At 65.7% G+C, this 13,532-nt stretch carries 13 protein-coding genes; 9 read left to right on the top strand and 4 right to left on the bottom strand.

Annotated elements, in window-relative coordinates:
* Positions 1-4: 4 nt before the first annotated feature.
* Entirely contained in the window at positions 5-1,297 is a 1,293-nt protein-coding gene (locus Q0071_RS15985) for an MFS transporter (RefSeq protein ID WP_298171617.1), read from the top strand.
* Positions 1,298-1,328: 31 nt separating this feature from the next.
* On the top strand, positions 1,329-2,237 hold the full coding sequence (locus Q0071_RS15980) for a CmcJ/NvfI family oxidoreductase (protein ID WP_298171614.1): 909 nt from the start codon (positions 1,329-1,331) through the stop codon (positions 2,235-2,237).
* 1 nt (position 2,238) lies between these two features.
* Here the strand turns inward: Q0071_RS15980 and Q0071_RS15975 are convergent, their stop codons facing one another.
* Positions 2,239-2,934: a hypothetical protein gene (locus Q0071_RS15975; protein ID WP_298171611.1), complete on the bottom strand. Its 696-nt coding sequence runs from the start codon at positions 2,932-2,934 to the stop codon at positions 2,239-2,241.
* Between the two features lie 57 nt (positions 2,935-2,991).
* Positions 2,992-4,086, bottom strand: a complete 1,095-nt coding sequence (locus Q0071_RS15970; RefSeq protein WP_298171608.1) for a LuxR family transcriptional regulator — start codon at positions 4,084-4,086, stop codon at positions 2,992-2,994.
* A 65-nt stretch (positions 4,087-4,151) separates the two neighbouring features.
* Here Q0071_RS15970 and cysD point away from each other — a divergent pair, with 65 nt between their 5' ends.
* The 5 genes from cysD (at position 4,152) to Q0071_RS15945 (ending at position 9,414) form a co-directional block, all read left to right on the top strand.
* The gene (gene cysD / locus Q0071_RS15965; RefSeq protein ID WP_298171605.1) at positions 4,152-5,090 is read left to right on the top strand and encodes a sulfate adenylyltransferase subunit CysD; all 939 of its coding nucleotides are present in this window, start codon (positions 4,152-4,154) and stop codon (positions 5,088-5,090) included.
* A gap of 123 nt (positions 5,091-5,213) precedes the next feature.
* Positions 5,214-7,166 carry a sulfate adenylyltransferase subunit CysN gene (gene cysN / locus Q0071_RS15960; protein ID WP_298171600.1) on the top strand — a complete coding sequence of 651 codons (1,953 nt, stop codon included), beginning with the start codon at positions 5,214-5,216 and terminating at the stop codon, positions 7,164-7,166.
* 30 nt (positions 7,167-7,196) lie between these two features.
* A complete protein-coding gene (locus tag Q0071_RS15955; protein ID WP_298171595.1) occupies positions 7,197-7,931 on the top strand; it encodes a 3'(2'),5'-bisphosphate nucleotidase CysQ in 735 nt (244 codons plus the stop codon).
* Between the two features lie 34 nt (positions 7,932-7,965).
* Positions 7,966-8,451 carry a flavin reductase family protein gene (locus Q0071_RS15950; protein WP_298171592.1) on the top strand — a complete coding sequence of 162 codons (486 nt, stop codon included), beginning with the start codon at positions 7,966-7,968 and terminating at the stop codon, positions 8,449-8,451.
* Between the two features lie 267 nt (positions 8,452-8,718).
* Complete coding sequence (locus Q0071_RS15945) at positions 8,719-9,414, top strand: Crp/Fnr family transcriptional regulator (RefSeq protein WP_298171589.1); 696 nt, start codon at positions 8,719-8,721, stop codon at positions 9,412-9,414.
* A 4-nt stretch (positions 9,415-9,418) separates the two neighbouring features.
* Here Q0071_RS15945 and Q0071_RS15940 read toward each other — a convergent pair whose 3' ends face one another.
* Positions 9,419-10,438, bottom strand: a complete 1,020-nt coding sequence (locus tag Q0071_RS15940; protein WP_298171586.1) for a proline iminopeptidase-family hydrolase — start codon at positions 10,436-10,438, stop codon at positions 9,419-9,421.
* 171 nt (positions 10,439-10,609) lie between these two features.
* Positions 10,610-11,296: an OmpW family outer membrane protein gene (locus tag Q0071_RS15935; RefSeq protein ID WP_298171583.1), complete on the bottom strand. Its 687-nt coding sequence runs from the start codon at positions 11,294-11,296 to the stop codon at positions 10,610-10,612.
* Positions 11,297-11,559: 263 nt separating this feature from the next.
* On the opposite strand from Q0071_RS15935, the gene ccoN reads away from it, so the two are divergent.
* Together ccoN and Q0071_RS15925 are read left to right on the top strand one after the other, a co-directional pair.
* Positions 11,560-13,203 (top strand): cytochrome-c oxidase, cbb3-type subunit I, encoded by a 1,644-nt coding sequence (gene ccoN, locus Q0071_RS15930; protein WP_298171580.1) that lies wholly within the window; start codon positions 11,560-11,562, stop codon positions 13,201-13,203.
* 24 nt (positions 13,204-13,227) lie between these two features.
* The coding region (locus Q0071_RS15925) for a cbb3-type cytochrome c oxidase subunit II (RefSeq protein WP_298171577.1) at positions 13,228-13,532 on the top strand (305 nt) is incomplete at its 3' end.

Here is a 13,532-nt window from a genome sequence, read left to right as displayed (position 1 = left end):
CCTGATGGTCGCCGCGCATCAGACTATTTCGCTCCGCTCGATGCTGATCGCGGGTTTCTCGACAGTCGTCGAGTGGTACGATTTCACGCTCTATATCTATGTCGCTACGATCCTTTCGCGCGTGATGTTCGGCGGCGGCGAGGGCTCGCTGGCAGCGGTGCTGGCGGGCTTTGCCGTGTCGTACTTGATGCGACCGCTGGGCGCGATTGCCATGGGCCACTATGGCGACCGGCACGGGCGGCGGCGCGCGATGCTGCTCTCGATGGCGGTGATGACCGCGGCGATGCTGGGCTGCGCCTTGCTGCCCACGCACGCGCAGATCGGCCCGGCGGCGGGCTTCCTCCTGCTCGCGCTGCGCTGCGTGATGGCCTTTGCGGTGGGCGGCGAATACACCGGCGTGGTCGCCTATCTCATCGAAGGCGCGGGGCCGCACCGGCGCGGCCTGATCACCAGTTGCGCTTCGGCGGCGAGCGAGATCGGCGCGCTGCTCGCCGTGGGCGTGGCGGCGGTGACGACCTGGGCCATGCCAGCGGAGACGCTCGATGCCTGGGGCTGGCGCATTCCTTTCTTTGTCGGCGCGGCGCTCGCGGGCGGGGTGCTGCTGGCCCGCGCAAACATGGACGAATCGCCCGAGTTCGAGCGCCAGCGCGCGGCAGGGACGGTGCCGGAGAACCCGCTGCGCCATGCGATCACGCACCAGCGTGCGGGGATCATCCGGGGCTTTGCGATCTCGGCGCTGGGCTCGATCAGCTACTACGTCGGGATTACCTATGTGCCCGCCTTCCTCGCCTCGGTCGGCGCGGTGGGCGAGGGCGCGGCGCTGACGCTTTCGACCGTGGCTGCCTTCGTGGTGATCGCGGTGACACCGCTGGTTGGTGCGCTTTCGGATCATGTCGGGCGGCGGCCAGTGCTGATCGGGATTGCGATTGCCTGCGCGGCGGGGCCGATCACGCTGTTTTCGCTGATGGCGCATGGCGGTGTCTGGCCGGCGCTGGTGGGTGCGGTGCTGCTCGCGGCGCTCGGCGGTGCATGGAGCGCGGTGGGCGCGGTGGCGACGGCCGAACAGTTTTCCGGCGAGGCACGGCTTTCCGGCCTCGCGCTGGGTGTGACGAGCGCGACAGCGCTGTTTGGCGGGGTCACGCCTTTGGTGGCGCAAATGCTGCTTGAAGGGACCGGCTGGCCGGCGGTGCCCGGCGCCATGATCGCGGTGGTGGCCCTGGTGATCCTGCCGGTGCTCTGGCGCATCCCCGAAACCGCTCCGCGCGCAGGGTGGACACCCGAGCCGCAGCCGATATAGTTCGTATCCCTAACGATAATGGGAGAATGCGATGGCAACGGCTGCGCTGGACGATATCGAGGAAACCGCGCGGCAGGCTCCGGCGCTGATCCGCTATCTCGACGAGGGCGAATTCGTCACCCGGCGTTATGTGAGCCAGGGCGCGGAGATGAACACCGGCGACTACCGCGACTATGCTGTCGTAGTGCGCGACGGGATGCCGCTGCGCGATCATTTCAGCCTCGACATGCACGGTTTCGTGATCGCCAAGCATGAGACGGCGATTGCCGATTTCCACGACAAAGGGGCGGTTGATGCCAGCTACCAGCGCGAGGTCGAGGCGCTTGTGGCGCGGCTGACGGGGGCGGACAAGGTATCGACGCAGGGCTGGATGATCCGCACTTCGGGCGACCTTTCCAGCCGTGCGCAGGAGAAGGTGGCAGGCTATGTCCATTCGGGCGGGATCCAGCCGCCGGCGGGCGAGGCGCATGTCGATTACAACGAACTGACCGGCAAGCGTGCCGCAGCGCGGGTCTATGGGCAGACGTTTCCCGATGGACCGGGGTACAAGCGGTACATCTGCTTCTCGCTGTGGCGCACGTTTTCACCCGGCCCGCAGGACTGGCCGCTGGCGGTTTGTGACGGGCGCACGGTGAGCGATGAGGAGACCGCGTCCAACACCCTGTTCGTGGTCGATGAATTCCCGGTTGGCGACGCGCTGACTGCACCGGTCGAGGGCGAGGATCAGATGATCGCGGCGACGATCTTCCGCCACCGGGAGCGCCACCGCTGGTGGTATTTCTCCAACATGGCGGCGGACGATGTGCTGCTGTTCAAGTTTCAGGACAGCGACCATGCGGTGACCTGGCGCTGCCCGCATACCGCGTTTCACGATACCAGCCTGCCGGATGCGAAAATCCGGGAGAGCATCGAAGTGCGCGGGGTGGCGTTCTTCGAGTAGGTCAGGTGCCGACCGCGATCAGCCAGCAGGCGGCGAACAGCGCGATGCCGCCCAGCGTGACGGCGGCGGGGCGGCGCATGGTTGCCACGTCGTAGGCAAGGAGCGAGGCGAAGAAAGCGCTCCAGATCCCGAGGAAATAGGGCCAGAACATCGTTTCGATCGCGCTTTCGGGCCAGCCTTCGATGAAGGGCACGAACAATGGATCGAACGTGCGCGCCAGCACCGGGCCGAGCATGCAGAACGAGCCGAGCAGGATCAGTCGCTTGTGCAGCGCGGGGCGGTGGCGGTTGGCGAAAGCGAGCCCCACAAGCAGCGCATAAGCGGGCAGCAGCAGGCGGTTTGCCTTGGCTTCCGCACCCATGTGATCCCAGCCTTTCCACAGCACCACAAAGAGATAAAGCGTGCTGAGCGTGACGCCCAGCGCGATGATCAGCCCTGCAAGACCCAGTTTGCGGTGCAGGCGGGGATTTCCTGCGCCGATCAGCGTTGACTGCACGACCAGCAGCACCATCCAGGCAAGGCTGGTAAGGCCGTGCGCGATGAACTTGGGGTCGAAATTGCTGGGCTGGCCGACATTCGTGAAGAGGTTGTCGCCAAACCCGACGAGTGTCAGCGCAAGCATGGCGCAGGCGGCGACGGAGAAATAGGCGATGCGGCGGCGCGCGCGATCAAGCGATGATCCGGTTTCGGCGTTCATGGTCTCCCCCCTGCCTGCCGCGATGAGGATATCAGCGCTGGGCCGCGCGTCCAGCCCTCAGCAGAAGGGTGCGAGGCCGCCCATTAGCAGGCGGACGAGATCGGCCTGACCGGTGGTGCTGGTCTTGGCGTAGATACGCTTGGAGTAGTTCCGCGCCGTTTCCTGGGTGAGGCCGAGGCGGGTTCCGGCTTCGACGATGGTCTCGCCCTGCATGAGGCCGCAGGCCAGCGCAGCCTCTCGCGCGGAAAGGCCGTGGGTACTGGCGATGACCTCTGGTGCGGACCGCGCAACCCGCCCGGATGGGCTGCGGATCAAGCCGATCGCAGCAGCAGAATGGCCAGCATCCTGACCTGCCGGGCGCAGCAGCAGATCGCGGCGCGGATCTTCGCCAAGCCGAACGAGGCGGCGTGCCTCGGGTGTGGCAGTGCCGGCGAGTGCGGTGCAGGCGGTTTCGAGCGCACGCGCGGTTTCGGGGAGAAGTTGGAGGCGGCGTGCGGGGCCGGGTTCGGCGGAGAAAATGAGGAGGCTTTCGGCCACCGGATCGGCGGCGAGGACATGTCCGCTGGCGGTAAGCGCAATCTCGCCGGTGCCGAGTAGGGCCAGCGTGCTTTCCGCCATCGCGGCGCGCATTCCGGCCTTGCCGAGCGCGGCGCGCACGGCAAGCGCGGCGGCAAGATGCGGGGCCAATGCAGCAAGGAGCGCGCTGTCCGCCGCGCCGAGGTCCTCGCGCTCGCGGGTGAGGAGCAGCCAAGCCTCGCCGGTGCCGGCACTGCCGACGCGGACGGCACGCGCGTGGTTGATCCGCATCGCGCCGAGCGCGGACCGCTGCGCGCCGAGGCGGGCGGGTACGTCGAAATCGAGCATCTCGCCCAGCGTGTAGACGCGGCCCGTGCGCATGGCGGTGCCGGGGAACAGACCGAGTGCGGCGAGGCGCGCCAGATCGAGCGGGGGATCGAGCGCGGCGCGGGCGGCGTCGGCGCGGACGGTGAGCGTGGGCTCCGGCGATCCCGGCTGCGCGAGCGCCAGCGCCGCCCGCCGCGCGCCGGTGCGCTGGAGCAGATTGCCGAGGAAGCGCTGCCACGGCGGATCCTCCAGCAGGCCCTCCATGAGCGGCAGGTAAAGCTCGCGTTGATCGGTCGAAAGGAATGCCATGGCGTTGTGCTCCCATATGGGAGCTTTGCGCCAGTGCGCAAGAGGCCATCTGGAGCCCGCAATCCATGAGGCGCGAGAACGCGATGTCTGAACTGTCCACCCTGACCCACATCCAGCGGCTCGAAGCCGAGGCGATCCACATCATGCGCGAGGTGGTGGCTGAGGCGACCAATCCGGTGATGCTCTATTCGGTGGGCAAGGATAGCGCGGTGATGCTGCATCTTGCGCGCAAGGCGTTCTATCCCAGCCCGCCGCCGTTCCCGCTGCTCCATGTCGATACGACGTGGAAGTTCAAGGCGATGTACGAGCTGCGCGAGCGGATGGCGAAGGAGAGCGGCATGGAGCTGCTCGTCTACCAGAACCCGGAAGCGGCGGAGCGCGGGATCAATCCGTTCGATCACGGCGCACTCCACACCGACATGTGGAAGACCGAAGGGCTGAAGCAGGCGCTCGACAAGTGGGGCTTTGACGCGGCCTTCGGCGGCGCGCGGCGCGATGAGGAGAAGAGCCGCGCGAAGGAGCGCATCTTCAGCTTCCGCACCGCCAGCCACGGCTGGGACCCCAAGAACCAGCGGCCCGAGCTGTGGAACATCTACAACGCCCGCAAGAACAAGGGCGAGAGCATCCGCGTGTTCCCGATCTCGAACTGGACCGAGCTCGATATCTGGCAGTACATCCGGCTGAACGATGTGCCGATCGTGCCGCTCTATTTCGCGGCGAAGCGGCCGACCTTCGAGTGGGAAGGCGGGTTGTTCATGGCCGACGACTTGCCGCGGCTCGAGAAGGTGCTGGGCTATTGCCCTGAAATCACGGAACGTTCGATCCGCTTCCGCACGCTGGGCTGCTTCCCGCTGACGGGTGCGGTGGAGAGCAATGCGACCACGCTCAACGAAGTGATCCAGGAAACGCTACTGACGACCACCAGCGAGCGGCAGGGCCGCGTGATCGACAAGGATGCCGGCGGCGCGGGCATGGAAGTCAAGAAGCAGCAGGGGTACTTTTGACCCGCCACGGAATGCGCAGCGTTCCGAAGGGTCAACCCCGGACTTGATCCGGGGCTGGGCTGCCTTCGGAGCAAGAGAAAAGCCCAGCCCCGTGTCAAGCACGGGGCGACGAGGATCAAGAGAATGACCGACCCCATCTATCAGACCGAGGCCCTGATTGCCGAGGATATCGAGGCCTACCTCGATCTGCACCAGCACAAGTCGATGCTGCGCTTCATCACCTGCGGCAGCGTGGATGATGGAAAATCGACGCTGATCGGTCGTTTGCTCTACGATTCGAAGATGATCTTCGAAGATCAGCTCGCAGCGCTTGAGAATGACAGCAAGAAAGTGGGCACGCAGGGCGGCGAGATCGATTTTGCGCTTCTGGTCGACGGCCTCGCCGCGGAGCGCGAGCAGGGCATCACCATCGACGTTGCCTACCGCTTCTTCAGCACCGAAAAGCGCAAGTTCATCGTGGCGGATTGCCCGGGGCACGAGCAGTACACGCGCAACATGGTGACCGGTGCGAGCACAGCCGACCTTGCCGTGATCCTGATCGACGCGCGCAAGGGCGTGCTGACGCAGACGCGGCGGCATTCCTACCTCGCGCACCTTATCGGCATCCGCCATATCGTGCTCGCGGTGAACAAGATGGATCTGATCGGCTACGATCAGGCGCGCTACGATGCGATCGTGGCGGATTATTCCGCGTTCGCCGCCAGCATCGGGATCGCGGGCTTCACCGCGATGCCGATCTCGGGCTTCAAGGGCGACAATATCACCGCGCCGAGTGCGAATACGCCGTGGTATTCCGGCCCGACGCTGATGGGGCATCTGGAAGCCGTGGATGTGAACACCGCGGCCGAGGCGGCGGGCGTGTTTCGCATGCCGGTGCAGTGGGTGAACCGCCCGAACCTCGATTTCCGGGGCTTTTCCGGCCTGATCGCGAACGGCACGGTGAAGCCGGGCGATGCCGTGCGCGTGCTGCCTTCGGGCAAGACGAGCACGGTGACGCGCATCGTGACGATGCCAAGTGCCGGTTTCGCAGGCGAAACCGCTGGCGACGGCGATCTTGAGCAAGCGGTGGCCGGCCAGTCGGTCACGCTCTGCCTGGCGGACGAGATCGACTGCTCGCGCGGGGACGTGCTCGCGGCGTCCGACGCCCCGCCGCAGGTGGCCGACCAGTTCGAGGCGAACCTCGTGTGGATGGCCGACGAGCCGCTGGTGCCGGGCCGCGCCTATTGGCTCAAGCTGGCCAGCCAGACCGTTTCGGTCACCGTCTCGCAGCCAAAATGCACCATCAATGTCAATACGATGGAGCGGCTTGCGGCCAAGACGCTTGAACTCAATGCGATCGGTCTGGCCGAGATCACCACCGATCGCCCGATCGTGTTCGAGCCCTACACCGAGAGCCGGACATTGGGCGGCTTCATCCTGATCGACAAGATCAGCAACGCGACCGTCGCGGCCGGCATGCTCAACTTCAGCCTGCGCCGCGCGCAGAACGTGCATTGGCAGGCGCTGGATGTGACGCGTGAGGCCCATGCGCGGATGAAGGGCCAGAGCCCCGCCGTGCTGTGGTTCACCGGGCTTTCGGGCTCGGGTAAATCGACCATCGCCAATCTGGTCGAGAAAAAGCTCCACGCGCTCGGCAAGCACACGTTCCTGCTCGATGGCGACAACGTGCGCCACGGGCTCAACAAGGATCTGGGCTTTACCGAGGCGGACCGGATAGAGAATATCCGGCGCGTTGCGGAAGTTGCCAAGCTGATGACCGATGCCGGCCTTATCGTGCTCACCGCGTTCATCAGCCCGTTCCGTGCCGAGCGCGACATGGTGCGCGCGCTGTTGCCGGAAGGCGAGTTCTTCGAGATCTTCGTCGATACGCCGCTGGAAGAAGCCGAACGGCGCGATGTGAAGGGCCTCTACAAGAAGGCCCGCAGCGGCGCGCTAAAGAACTTCACCGGGATCGACAGCCCCTATGAAGCGCCGGAAGAACCCGAAATCCGCGTGGACACGATGGGCGAAAGCCCCGAAGAAGCGGCAGAACGCATCGTGGCGCTGATTATCGGCGACTGGATGCCGGTGATCTGAAGACGTGATTTGACGAGCTTAGGGGCGTTGATGGACGATATCGAACTGGCGCGGCATCTGGCGGCGGGTGCGGCGCGGATCCTGATGGACTTGCGCGGCGCAGGTACGCACGAGGGCAAGGCGCTGGGCGCGGAGGGCGACCTTCGTGCCAATGCCTGGCTTATGGCCGAAGTTGCCGCGCACCGGCCTGATGACGGCGTCCTTTCCGAAGAGACGCAGGATACGCCCGAGCGCCTCGGCAAATCCCGCGTGTGGATCATCGATCCGCTCGATGGCACGCGCGAATATGGCGAGGGGCGCAGCGACTGGGCGGTGCATATCGGCCTCGCGGTGGACGGCGTGGCGACGCTGGGCGCGGTGGCGCTGCCGGGGCTCGATCTCCTGCTCGACAGCGGCGCGCCGCCGCCCCTGCCGCCGATGGCCACGCCGCCGCGCCTGCTGGTGAGCCGCACGCGGCCCGCCCATGAAGCGGTCGAAGTTGCGAAGATGCTTGGCGGCGAACTGGTGCCGATGGGGTCGGCCGGCGCCAAGGCCATTGCGGTCGTACGCGGGGAGGCGGAAATCTACCTCCATTCGGGCGGGCAATATGAGTGGGACAACTGCGCGCCGGTGGCCGTGGCTGCTGCTGCGGGTCTGCATGTGTCCCGCATGGACGGGTCGCCGCTGGTCTACAACAACCGCGACACCTACTTGCCGGATCTCCTCATCTGCCGCCAGGAATGGGCAGAGCAAGTCCTTAGTGCCGTTACGGCAATCGAGGCTTGACCCTGTTTCGGTTTGCAGACACGGGTAGGAGGCAATGATCGATCCCCGCTTGTTCCGTGATGTGCTCGGCGCCTACCCGACCGGCGTCTGTGTGGTGACTGCGCTTGCCGCCGGCGGCGAGCGGCACGGCCTCGTCGTTGGCTCGTTCACCTCGATTTCGCTCGATCCCCCGCTCGTCGGGTTCTTTCCGGACAAGCGTTCCGGCACCTGGCCGCGGATCGAGGCGACGGGGCGATTCTGCGTCAACGTGCTCGGCGCGGATCAACTCTCGCTATGCCGCCGCTTCGCCGCGCGCGCCGATGACAAGTTTTCGCAGCTGGCCCACGGGCAAAGCCCGGCAGGCCTTCCGGTGCTCGACAACGCGATTGCGTGGATCGATTGCACGATTGAGCGCGTGACCGAAGTGGGCGATCACTGGCTGGTGGTCGGCGCGGTGGAGGCGCTGGGCAAGCAGAACGAGGGCAATCCGCTGCTGTTCTTCCGCGGGCAGTATCACGACCTCACGCTGCTGGCCGACTGAGTCGCTTCCAGACGCAGCTTTTTCTACCAAACAGTAGAATTTTTTCGTCCGGGCTTGCTGGTTTGATCTCGGTCAAGGATCGCTGCGCCCGCCGCTGCCAGAAAGATGGGGCGCGGAAGGATCAGGCTGTCATTCCCCCTTCCGCCGATTTCTCCCCGACTTCGGGCGGCCAGCACCCCTGGCCGCCCACTTTTCGTGATGCTTTTTAGCGGGCTAGCACGGATGCATGATTGCCGCAGACCGTTCCGACTGGTAGAACCGGAATGGATGAGCGCCTGTGATACCTGCATAGTCCGTAATCGGGCCATTTGCGCCGGTCTCGAACACCCCGAGATTTCGGCACTCAGTGTCATGGGTCGTCGCCGCTCCGTTTCCGCCGGAGAACCGCTGATCTGGGAGGACGACGACTCGCTGCTCGTCGCCAACGTGATCGAAGGTGTTCTGAAGCTGACGACCAGCACCGCCGATGGGCGCGAGCAGATCGTCGGCGTCGCTTACCCTTCCGATTTCATCGGCCGCCCGTTTGGCCAGACCAGCGCCGCCAGCGTGGTCGCGCTGACCGATGCGCGCGTCTGCGTCTTCGCGCGCAACGATTTCGACCGCTTTGCGCGCGAACACCCTGAGCTCGAACACAAGCTGCTGGAACGCACGCTGGCCGAGCTTGACCGCACCCGCGCGTGGATGATGCTGCTGGGCCGCAAGAGCGCGCCCGAAAAGATCGCAACCTTCCTGCTCGACATGTCCGAGAGGCTGGCTGACAACGGCTGTATGGCGCACACCGGGCCGGCGCGGCAGTTCACGCTGCCGTTCTCGCGCCAGCAGGTCGCGGACCTCCTCGGTCTCACCATCGAGACGGTCAGCCGCCAGTTCACCAAGCTGAAGGCCGATGGCGTGGTCGCGTTGCCGGGGCGGCGCGATGTCGAGATTCTTGACCGCAGCTCGCTGGTGATGCTCGCCGGTTAGGCACTCAGCCGCGCTCGTTGCGGCGGCACCATTCACTGATGATGGGCAGATAGCTTTCGGGCTTGTCGCGCAGGATCGCGTGCGCGGCGCCGGAAATCGTGCGGTACTGTGCGTGGGGCACGCGGCGGGCGAAACCGGCGACGGTCTGGGGCCGCGCTTCGTCATACTCTCCGGCAACAAACAGCGTGCGGCGGCCATCGAGGCGCGCCAGCAGCGGCTCGCCATCATAGTCGCGCAAGGTGCCTGTCGCACGGAATTCGACCGGGCCCCACATCCCGTTATAGACCGCTTCCCCCGCGTGGGGCGGCATGGATTTGCGGTAGGCGGCCACGCGGGGATCCCCCGGAGCGCGCCAGACATGGCGACTGAGATAGGCCTCGTCCGCTGCCGCGCATTGTTCACTGCCCGGCGGTGCAGCGCTCTCGCACGCGTCCAGCGTTGCGCGCCACTGGGCGGGGAGTTCGCGGCGCAGGGCAGCAGCGTCGGCAATCCAGCTGCGGGTTGAAACCAGCGGGGACTGGATGATCAGACCCGCCAGCGCTGCAGGCCGCCGCGCCCCGTATTCCAGCGCCAGCGTGCCGCCCCAGCTGCCGCCGCCGAGGTGCCAGCGTTCCACGCCGAGCGCGCGGCGAACCGCCTCGATCTCGTCGACAAAGCGCTCCACCCGCCAGTTGCGCGGATCACCGGGTGCATCGGAGCGGCCACTATCGAGCTGGTCATAGAGGATCACCGGGCGCTCCTCCGCCAGCGCGGTGAGCGCGAGGAGCCCGGCGTGGCCGCTTCCAGGGCCGCCGTGGAGATAGACCAGCGGCAGGCGCGGACCGGATAGTTCACCGTTCACGCGGACATAGAGCCGTCCGCCTTCGACCGGGACCATCAGTTCGCGATCAGGCGCAACACGCAGGGGCAGACCAGGGATGGGCTGGGCAGGGATGGACTGGGCGCGAACGACCGGTGCCGTGCAGGCGGCAAGGCCGGCGGCGAGAAAGCTGCGGCGAGTCCAGTTCGGGATGGGTGCGGTCATGTGCGGCATAGTGCCGGGTACCTGGCGCGATGCAAGCACAGCACACGAGTCAAAACGACGGGCGACCGGCGGGGCCGAAGCCCTGCCTGCCACCCGCCGCCCCTCCGCTGGGGAGGTATGCACAGCCGCGCGGGGAGGGTCGGAGGCCATCCGCGCTGACGGTGCAATGGGTCAGAAGCGGTAAGAGACGCCCGCGCTGAGGATCCAGGCGTTGATCTTGTGGCGCGTTGTCAGCGCCTCGACCCCGCCGGCAGTGGTGAAGTGGGCCGTGGTGTTCACCCAATACTTCTTGGCATCGAGGCTGAGGCCATAGCCCTTGTTGCCGAGCGCGATATCGACACCGCCCTGGACCGCTGCGCCCACTTCATTAGACAGGCGCACGCGGGCCGCGCCCAGCGACGCGGCGGCAGCGCCGGGGCGTTCACCCAGCCACAGGTAGAGCGCCGGGCCAGCGCCGATATAGGGCTTGATCCCGCCGGCAAGCGGCAGGTGATACTTGAGCGTGAGCGTCGCGGGGATCAGCACGGCGTGATCGACGATCGCCGCCCCCGCGAGTGCGCCCGCGCCCGTGACGTGATGCGAACTGGTGCAGCAGATCGTTTCTGCCGAGATGTTTTTCGTGAAGAAGTATTCGACCGCCAGCGTGGGCACTACGTTGTCGCTCGCCTTGGTCTGCGAACCGGCGGGCAGGCCGATGAGGTCCTTGTCGACACGGCTGATCTTGCCATCGGGCAGCACGGCCGAGCCGAGCACCTTGATCTGCCATTTGCCCTCGGTGGAGCCTGCATGAGCGGGAGCCGCGATGAGCGCGGTGGAGGCGAGCGCCGCGCCGATGGCGGCCAGTTGGACAATCTTCATGAGCAGAGCTCCCAAGCTGCGCGGGTCCTGCCCCTTGCAGGACTGCCAAGCCTCGCAGCACGAGTGTCCAATGATCCGGCGGGACGTCATCAACATTGACGGAGCGCAAATTGCGAAGAGAAAAAATAACCGGAAAGGCAAATGATTTCAGCGAAGGCACGATTGCCGGCTGCAAATTGACACCGGTCAATGTTGCGGGGGCGAAGGCCGGGCAGGGACGGTCCAGGACTTGATCCCATCATCCGTTTGGAAGGGTGCTTTCCATGGACTCCGTACTCCCGCGCACTGGCCTCTGGCTCGGCGCGTTGTTCTTCACGGTGATCGCCACCGCGCTGGCGGCCGATACCGGCTTTGCCGTCCACATGATGATCTGCGGCCTCGCCGCGCTCATCGGTCTTGTCGTCACGGTGCGGGGCTGGGACCCCGTAGCCGCGATTCGCCCGGTTGATACAGGACGTTACGATGACGATCTGATCCGCCTGGGTGTCATCGCCACGGTGTTCTGGGGCATGGCGGGGTTCCTCGCAGGCCTCTGGATCGCGCTTGAGCTGGCCTTCCCGCAGCTCAATCTCGGGCTGCAGTGGATCAATTTCGGGCGGCTGCGGCCTTTGCACACGTCCGCCGTGATCTTCGCGTTCGGCGGCAACGCGCTGATAGCCACCTCGTTCTACGTGGTCCAGCGCACCTGCCGCACGCGGCTTGCCTTGCCGGACCTCGCGAAGTTCGTGTTCTGGGGATACCAGCTGTTCATCGTGCTGGCGGCCACCGGCTACCTCATGGGGATAACCCAGGGTAAGGAGTACGCTGAACCGGAATGGTACGTTGACTTGTGGCTCACGGTGGTCTGGGTCGCCTATCTCGCGGTCTTCGTCGGCACGCTGCTCAAGCGGTCGGAACCGCATATCTATGTGGCCAACTGGTTCTACCTCGCCTTCATCCTGACGGTTGCGATGCTCCACCTCGTCAACAACGCTAACATTCCGGTGAGCTTCTTCGGATCGCGCAGCTACCCGGTGTTCGGCGGGGTGCAGGGCGCGCTGGTGCAGTGGTGGTATGGCCACAACGCGGTGGGCTTCTTCCTCACCGCCGGCTTCCTAGCGATGATGTACTACTTCGTGCCGAAGCAGGCCGAGCGGCCAGTCTATTCCTACCGGCTTTCGATCATCCACTTCTGGGCGCTGATCTTCCTCTATATCTGGGCCGGTCCGCACCACCTTCACTACACCGCGCTGCCGGATTGGGCGCAGACGCTGGGCATGGTCTTCTCGGTCATGCTGTGGATGCCGAGCTGGGGCGGGATGATCAACGGCCTGATGACGCTCAACGGCGCCTGGGACAAGATCCGCACCGATCCGATCCTGCGCATGATGGTCCTCGCGCTCGCCTTCTATGGCATGAGCACCTTCGAGGGGCCGATGATGAGCATCAAGTCGGTCAACTCGCTCAGCCACTATACCGACTGGACCATCGGCCACGTGCATTCGGGCGCACTGGGCTGGAACGGGATGATCACGTTCAGCTGCCTCTACTACATGGCGCCGCGCCTGTGGGGCCGGACACGGCTCTACAGCCTGCGCATGGTAAACTGGCACTTCTGGCTCGCGACCCTGGGCATCGTTTTCTACACCGCCGCGATGTGGGTGGCGGGGATCACCCAGGGGCTGATGTGGCGCGAATACGGGCCGGACGGCTATCTGGTGAACTCCTTCGCCGATACCGTCGCCGCGCTTCACCCGATGTATGCGCTGCGGGTCTTCGGCGGGCTGCTCTACCTCTCGGGCGCCACGGTGATGACGATCAACATCACCCGCACGATCCTTGGCCACTATCGGCAGGAAACACCGCTGCACTCGGCCGCGTTCGATCCGGCGCGCGACGTGCCGCTCGTCCCCGCGACCGCCATCTGACCCGGCCTGACAGGAGATACCGAAATGGCCACTTTCATGGAACGCCACCGCAAGCTGGAACGCAATGTCACGCTGCTGGCAGTGCTGGCGTTTGCGGCGGTGACAGTGGGCGGGATCGTCGAGATCGCGCCGCTGTTCTGGATCGATAACACCATCGAGAAGGTGCAGGGGATGCGCCCCTATACCCCGCTCGAGCAAGCCGGGCGCGACATCTATGTGCGCGAGGGCTGCTACGTCTGCCACAGCCAGATGATCCGCCCCTTCCGCGACGAAGTGGAGCGCTACGGCCACTACAGCCTCGCGGCGGAATCGATGTACGACCATCCGTT

Source organism: Novosphingobium sp., from assembly GCF_027486195.1.
Classification (GTDB): Bacteria; Pseudomonadota; Alphaproteobacteria; order Sphingomonadales; family Sphingomonadaceae; genus Novosphingobium.
Note: the sequence above shows the minus strand (reverse complement) of the source record. Positions and strands in the feature narration are given on the sequence as shown.

Coding starts and splice junctions, on each gene's coding strand:
- Q0071_RS15985 (WP_298171617.1), top strand. CDS start 5: ATGGTCGCCGCGCATCAGACTATTTCGCTCCGCTCGATGCTGATCGCG.
- Q0071_RS15980 (WP_298171614.1), top strand. CDS start 1,329: ATGGCAACGGCTGCGCTGGACGATATCGAGGAAACCGCGCGGCAGGCT.
- Q0071_RS15975 (WP_298171611.1), bottom strand. CDS start 2,934: ATGAACGCCGAAACCGGATCATCGCTTGATCGCGCGCGCCGCCGCATC.
- Q0071_RS15970 (WP_298171608.1), bottom strand. CDS start 4,086: ATGGCATTCCTTTCGACCGATCAACGCGAGCTTTACCTGCCGCTCATG.
- cysD (WP_298171605.1), top strand. CDS start 4,152: ATGAGGCGCGAGAACGCGATGTCTGAACTGTCCACCCTGACCCACATC.
- cysN (WP_298171600.1), top strand. CDS start 5,214: ATGACCGACCCCATCTATCAGACCGAGGCCCTGATTGCCGAGGATATC.
- Q0071_RS15955 (WP_298171595.1), top strand. CDS start 7,197: ATGGACGATATCGAACTGGCGCGGCATCTGGCGGCGGGTGCGGCGCGG.
- Q0071_RS15950 (WP_298171592.1), top strand. CDS start 7,966: ATGATCGATCCCCGCTTGTTCCGTGATGTGCTCGGCGCCTACCCGACC.
- Q0071_RS15945 (WP_298171589.1), top strand. CDS start 8,719: ATGAGCGCCTGTGATACCTGCATAGTCCGTAATCGGGCCATTTGCGCC.
- Q0071_RS15940 (WP_298171586.1), bottom strand. CDS start 10,438: ATGACCGCACCCATCCCGAACTGGACTCGCCGCAGCTTTCTCGCCGCC.
- Q0071_RS15935 (WP_298171583.1), bottom strand. CDS start 11,296: ATGAAGATTGTCCAACTGGCCGCCATCGGCGCGGCGCTCGCCTCCACC.
- ccoN (WP_298171580.1), top strand. CDS start 11,560: ATGGACTCCGTACTCCCGCGCACTGGCCTCTGGCTCGGCGCGTTGTTC.